We start from the raw sequence: 6,203 nt of genomic DNA, 5'->3' as shown, positions 1-6,203 counted from the left end.
GGCGCTCTTCATACGAGTACATGGACTACCTCCAAGTAGTCCAAGATTTTGTCCGCACCCTCCTGGGCCAGGTGTTACCGGAATATGCCGGGCTTCCGGGCTTTCCTGACAAAGCCGAATTCAGCGACAACGAAATGGACGTGGGCACCCTGACCATCGACTGGGCCATCGGTGACCATACGCTGACCTCCATTACCGGCTACGCCACCTATGAATACCGCGACGTCTGCGACTGTGACTTTGCTGCACTGCCCCTGATCCAGGTAGATGCCAACGAAGACTACGACCAGTTCAGCCAGGAAGTCAGGCTGACATCGCCGGGTGGCGAGACCTTCGACTACATCGTCGGCTTCTACTACCAGGAAAGTGACCTGAACTATCGCTCCATAGAGGGTTTCGGCTCTTCGCTGGCCTCACCGTTGCTGGGTGCGCCCGCTGCGTTTACGCCCAACCTGTCCCGTGACTACTCTATGGACCAGGACCAGGACATGTGGGCCATATTCGGTTCGGGCACATACAGCTTTACCGACAGCACTCGTCTGACCGTGGGTGTTCGCTACTTCGAAGAGACCAAGAAAGCCAGTCATATGCTGAACAAGTCCTTTACAGGCGGCTGGGACTATAGCGGCGCAGCGGGACTACCCGCGGGCACACTCACCTACGGCGACACCGCGGCGGAGTATGACCGCTTCCTCACCGAATTCGCAGGCACGCCTCTGGTGGCCATTTCAGAGGGCATCTATGCGGGACTGCTGGGTACCTTTGAGCACGACATCAAGAACCGCGAGCGCGATGAGGACGACGTGACCGGCACCATCACCCTGGAACACGATATCGGCGAAGACGCAATGCTGTTTGCTACGGTTGCCACCGGTACCAAGGGTGGCGGCTTCGATGCACGCTTCCTGAAAACTAATGACAATCCCTTCTTTGAATACGATGAGGAGAAGGCCACGGCCTATGAGATTGGCATCAAGTCCGTGCTGCTGGACGGCATGATGACGCTGAATGCAACGGCTTTTTACACCACAGTCGATGACTTCCAGGTCAGCATATTTGACGGCGCTACGGCCTTCTTCGTACAAAACGCCGCGGAACTCGAGTCCAAGGGTGTGGAGTTGGATATTCGCTGGGCCGCCACCGAACGCCTCACGCTGGGCTTTGCCGGTAGCTATCTGGAGGCGACATACCAGGACTTCGAAAACGCACCCTGCTGGACTATTAGCGGCAGCGAGCCGGTTGACCGTGGTGGCTGTATAGACCGCGGCACGGCTAATGCAAGGCGCGATGCATCCGGCGACAACATCAACTTTGCTCCGGAACTGGCGGCCAACTTCAACGTTGACTATCGACTGCCTATTGGCAGTTCGCTGGAAGGTCGCGGTACGCTGAACGTGAACTACTCAGACGGCTATGCTACTGCGGGAGACCTGGACCCCGATTACGCGAGCCTGGACGACTACACCACTGTGGACCTGCGTCTGGGCCTGGGGTCTGTTGATGGTATGTGGGATGTTGCACTCATCGGTAAGAACCTGACGGACGAGTACACCAGCGGCAACAACAACGACCAGCCGTTGGTGCCGGGTAACGGTTTCTCCTCAACCGACCGTCTGCGGTCCTACGCGGTGCAGGCTACCTATCGATTCTGATCGTTGCGGGTTCAGGCCCTGGCCGACAGCATCGAATACTCGCCACGCACGCCCTGCGCAGTTCCTCTGGCTGTAGCAGGGCACGGCATGCCGCGAGTATTCGGCGCCCCGTCACGCTAAGTGCAGGGTGCCGGTGTAATAGATCACTGACCTCAACCCGGCATTGTCGAGGGTCGTGGACGCTGCGCGCGCATTTCCTTTCCTGGGCAGGATGCCCTTCGGCGTCACCCGGGAAAGCCTGTTGCCAGCAATTCTCACCGCAGCTCATTTGCGCTGAACAGGCATCCGCTTTTATGAGAAGCTACGTAACAAGCGATAGTCGTCACTTCCCGTAGCAGGAGAAAAACAAACGTGTTCAAAACTATTCGACAGTGCGCTGCGGCGATAATCTGCAGTCTTGTTGTCTTTGCATTGCCAGCCAGTGCGGCGAAACCAGTGCAAGTGTCCGCTGCGCCTGACACCCAATGGCGCCTGCACGGCAATGATTTTGGTGAGCAGCGCCATTCGCGGCTGGAGCAGATCAATGCGGGCAACGTCAACCAGCTAGGCCTCGCCTGGTACTTCGATATGTATACTCGCAGGGGCGTAGAGGCCACCCCACTGATGGTGGACGGCACCCTTTATGTTTCTGGTAGTTGGTCCATGGTTTACGCGTTGGACGCGAAAACAGGCGCACTGCGCTGGTTTTATAATCCAGAGGTAGATCGCGCCTTTCTTGCCAAGGGCTGCTGTGACGCCGTTAACCGTGGTGTAGCGTATGCGGATGGCAAGGTATTCGTTGGTAGCTACGATGGCCGACTGATAGCGCTGGATGCGGATGATGGCAGCGTTCTATGGGACGTGCAAACCACGGACAGGGAGCAGCCCTATACCATTACCGGCGCGCCACGTATTGCGGGTAACAATGTGGTGATTGGCAACGGCGGCGCAGAACTGGGTGTGCGCGGTTATGTCAGTGCCTACGATCAGGATTCCGGGGAAATGTCATGGCGGTTCTACACCGTGCCAGGCAATCCCTCAGACGGCTTCGAGACACCTGAGCTGAAACAGGCGGCAGAGACCTGGACTGGCGAATGGTGGAAGTGGGGCGGCGGCGGCACCGTTTGGGATTCCATGGTTTACGACCCGGAACTCGATTTACTCTACATTGGTGTGGGTAACGGCTCGCCGTGGAACCAGTCACTGCGCAGCCCGGGGGGAGGGGACAATCTCTTCCTGACTTCAATTATTGCACTGCGCCCGGCCACGGGCGAATACGTCTGGCATTACCAGACAACGCCTGGTGAAACCTGGGACTACACGGCCACCCAGCATATCATTCTCGCCGATATAGAGATCGGCGGGAAAACTCGTAAAGTACTGATGCAGGCACCCAAAAACGGCTTCTTCTATGTGCTGGACAGGGTCAGCGGTGAGTTGATCTCCGCCGAGGCTTGCGCGGCCATGACCTGGGCCACGGGTGTAGACATGAAAACAGGCCGCCCGGTAGAAGCAGAGATTGCCAGGGTGTTCGACGGCAAGAACGTCAGTCTTCCCAGTAATGCCGGTGCACACAACTGGCACCCCATGTCCTATTCGCCCCAGACGGGACTGGTATACATTCCGTCGATGTCGATACCCATCAGGTTTCTGCAAGCCACCAACGAGCGGGATCGCATGCCTGGCCAGGGTTACTGGAATACAGGCTTTGACCGTATGGGCAACGTGCCGCCGGATATCCCCAACCTGGGGGAGGTGATCACACAAACCTATACCGCCCAATTACTGGCCTGGGACCCGATCAAGCAAAGTGCACGCTGGACCAGTGAGGTTGGCCCCATCGCTGGAGGCGGCGTACTGAGCACGGCAGGAAACCTGCTGTTTCAAGGCAGTTCCAGCGGTACGCTTCAGGCGATGAATGCAAGCACTGGCGAACTGCTCTGGGGGCACGACACCCAGACAATGGTTATGGCCGCGCCGATAAGCTACGCCATCGATGGCGAGCAATACGTGGCAGTAGCCGTCGGCTTCGGTGGCGGTGCAGCCGCGGAAGCCGGACCTATCGTACATCACAGAGACATACCGAACCTGTCACGCGTATTGGTGTACAAGCTCGGAGCCAAAGCAGAACTGCCGCCCGTACGTGAACAAAAGCGCCAGTTACCGAAACCCGCCCCGGTTACCGCCGGCGCCGAAGCTGTTGACCACGGGCAGGTGCTGTATCAACGTCACTGCAGTTATTGTCACGGTGACGGCATGCGCACCGGCGGCCTGACCCCGGACCTGCGTTACTCGGGCCAGGCGGTGCATGATATCTGGCAGGATATTGTCATTGGCGGCGTACTCAAGGGCAGGGGCATGATCAGCTTTGCACCTTACCTGAGTGAAAAAGACGCTGAGGATGTTCGTCAGTATGTGTTGTCTGAAGCCAACAAGCTATACGCGCGACAACAGGCGGCAACAAATACGAATCAGTAGCGTCGGATGAGGGGTGGCGCAGGTAAACGCCCGGAAAGAGCGGGTGAGATTGCTATGCGTCTGTGTACCCCTCCACAACGACGACCTTTCCAGAGCTGCATTCGTCCCTTATTTTCTTGGCACCGCCCTGATAGGTGTCGCTAAAGTAAAATGCTTCCGCATTGTTCACAGATGGAAACTCGAAAACGACCAGTCTGTCTGGATTCCAGTCTCCTTCTATTACCTCGTGCTCACCACCCCGGACAAGATACTTACCTCCGGCGGCTTCTATAGTGGGCTTTATACACTGCATAAAGTCCTGGTATCGCTTCATGTCGTAGATTTTAACATCAAAAACCACATAGCCTTTTGCCGAGCTTCTCTCCTGTGGATTGACCGGATTACTACTGGCGATGTCTTCCACGCCCTGCACGAGTACGACGTTGGACGAGCCGGATGCCAGTCGAATTTCTTTGCAATCACTGTACTCCCGGCCTGCGTAAAACGCCCTGGCGGCGTCCATCGAGCCAAACTCAACCATGACTAACCTGTGCGGCAACCAGTCTCCTTCGAGAACCTTGTGGCTACCTCCTCGAACGAGGTAGCCAGCCCCCGCCGACTTCAGCGTTGGACTGACACGCCGCATATATTCGGCGTAACCTTCGGGGTCGATGATATTCACATCAACAATGGCGTAGACTTTGTTGTTCATTTCTCCAACTCCAGCTTTGATCTCTACATGGATAGCACACAATCTATTGGGTGTGATTGTCTGTGACCTGAAAATTTATCCACCATCCGTCGGTCGATAATGAGTATAGTCCACCAGAGATCGCGGAGGCGCCTCATAAAGTTGACTATTGGCCCAGGTGAGAATTTCATGCAGCTTATAAAACGGAACGGACTTCACCCGGCTCTGCGTTCTGCCGATTTCATAGCAACGCGCTTCACCTGCGGTGGTGTATAGTAACTCAGGCAAAGAGCAGTCACGCGTTTCGCATACGTTTCCGTGAGAATGCATTTCGCGCGAAGAGCGCCAGGGACTCAAATGAAGACAGTTACAAACATCATGGCGGCAGTGGGGCTATTTCCGCTCGATCATTCTGTGCTCCTGCGCGCCGCAGAAGTTGCGCGCACTCATCAAGCGAGACTCACAGTGGTTCATGTGGTCGAGAGACTCACAGCGAGCGCTCTGCCTGCGACAGACCTGATGGAGATGCAGCAACAGTTGGAGTTAATCAGTCGTGAGCAGGTAGTTGCCGCGGTCGCCGAGCAGGTTGCCGGGGTCGACTCGGTCGACATTCGCATTGAAACCGGGCCTCCGTCTCAACAACTCGACGAGGTAGCGAAGGAAATATCGGCGGACCTGGTGGTTATGCAGGCGAATCAGAAACCTTCGGTTATGGAGAAGATTATTGGCTCCACAACGGATCGCGTCATTCGCACTAGCGTGGTCCCAGTACTTGTAGTTAAACGGCCAGTCGAACAACAGTATCAGAGTATCGCGATTGCAGTGGATCCCGCTGATGAGTCACGGACTATTGGCCCAATGGTCGCGGCGCTGTTTCCGAGTGCGGTACTCCACCTCTTTCATGCCGTGTATATTTCGGCTCAGTTTGAGGAGGTAATGGTGCGCGCAGGAACGGGTATGGATGGCTTGTCAGCCCACCGGGAGAAACTGGTAGTGCAGGCAAAAAAATGCCTTCGGGACATGGCAAGAGAGCTGCGGTCCCACTCGTCGCGAATCATAGTACGGGTTTATGTCGGTGCCCCCGCAGATACCCTGGTCCAGGCAACATCGAGTACAGAGGTAGACTTGCTTGTAATCGGACCTGGAACCAGGAGTCGAGTCAGGCAGGCGCTTCTTGGCAGTGTTACGCAGAAAGTGCTACAAAATGCGAGCTGCGATGTTCTGGTCTGGACGAATCAGAATAACTGACGGCAGGTGAAAACCACGGGTAACAGCATACCATTCAATTTCAACCGCGCGGCGCCACCGGCAGGACGTGGCCTGAAATTCCATGATGGCTGTTGTGAGAATAAAAAGGGTCTTGAAAAGAGTCTGAGTGGATATAACAATTGGCCTGGTATGAGTTTGCACCAGGGGGAACTAGC

General features: G+C 56.1%; 4 protein-coding genes. 3 read left to right on the top strand and 1 reads right to left on the bottom strand.

Annotation, left to right across the window (positions count from 1 at the left end; genetic code table 11):
• Both C0039_RS20165 and C0039_RS20160 read left to right on the top strand, forming a co-directional pair.
• The coding region (locus C0039_RS20165; protein ID WP_243391679.1) for a TonB-dependent receptor at positions 1-1,652 on the top strand (1,652 nt) is incomplete at its 5' end.
• A 351-nt stretch (positions 1,653-2,003) separates the two neighbouring features.
• Positions 2,004-4,109 (top strand): PQQ-dependent dehydrogenase, methanol/ethanol family, encoded by a 2,106-nt coding sequence (locus C0039_RS20160; protein WP_207796498.1) that lies wholly within the window; start codon positions 2,004-2,006, stop codon positions 4,107-4,109.
• A 52-nt stretch (positions 4,110-4,161) separates the two neighbouring features.
• On the opposite strand, the gene C0039_RS20155 is transcribed toward C0039_RS20160, so the two are convergent.
• The gene (locus tag C0039_RS20155) at positions 4,162-4,800 is read right to left on the bottom strand and encodes a DUF1330 domain-containing protein (RefSeq protein ID WP_232334799.1); all 639 of its coding nucleotides are present in this window, start codon (positions 4,798-4,800) and stop codon (positions 4,162-4,164) included.
• A 336-nt stretch (positions 4,801-5,136) separates the two neighbouring features.
• On the opposite strand from C0039_RS20155, the gene C0039_RS20150 reads away from it, so the two are divergent.
• Entirely contained in the window at positions 5,137-6,027 is an 891-nt protein-coding gene (locus tag C0039_RS20150) for a universal stress protein (RefSeq protein WP_165787203.1), read from the top strand.
• Positions 6,028-6,203: the final 176 nt, after the last annotated feature.

This window comes from Pseudohalioglobus lutimaris, from assembly GCF_002866825.1.
Lineage (GTDB): Bacteria > Pseudomonadota > Gammaproteobacteria > Pseudomonadales > Halieaceae > Halioglobus > Halioglobus lutimaris.
The sequence above is the reverse complement of the archived record's forward strand: the minus strand, read 5'-3'. Positions and strand labels throughout refer to the sequence as shown.

What these genes read in the sequence shown, in the direction of transcription:
- C0039_RS20150 (WP_165787203.1), top strand. Translation starts at nt 5,137, where the DNA reads ATGAAGACAGTTACAAACATCATGGCGGCAGTGGGGCTATTTCCGCTC.
- C0039_RS20155 (WP_232334799.1), bottom strand. Translation starts at nt 4,800, where the DNA reads ATGAACAACAAAGTCTACGCCATTGTTGATGTGAATATCATCGACCCC.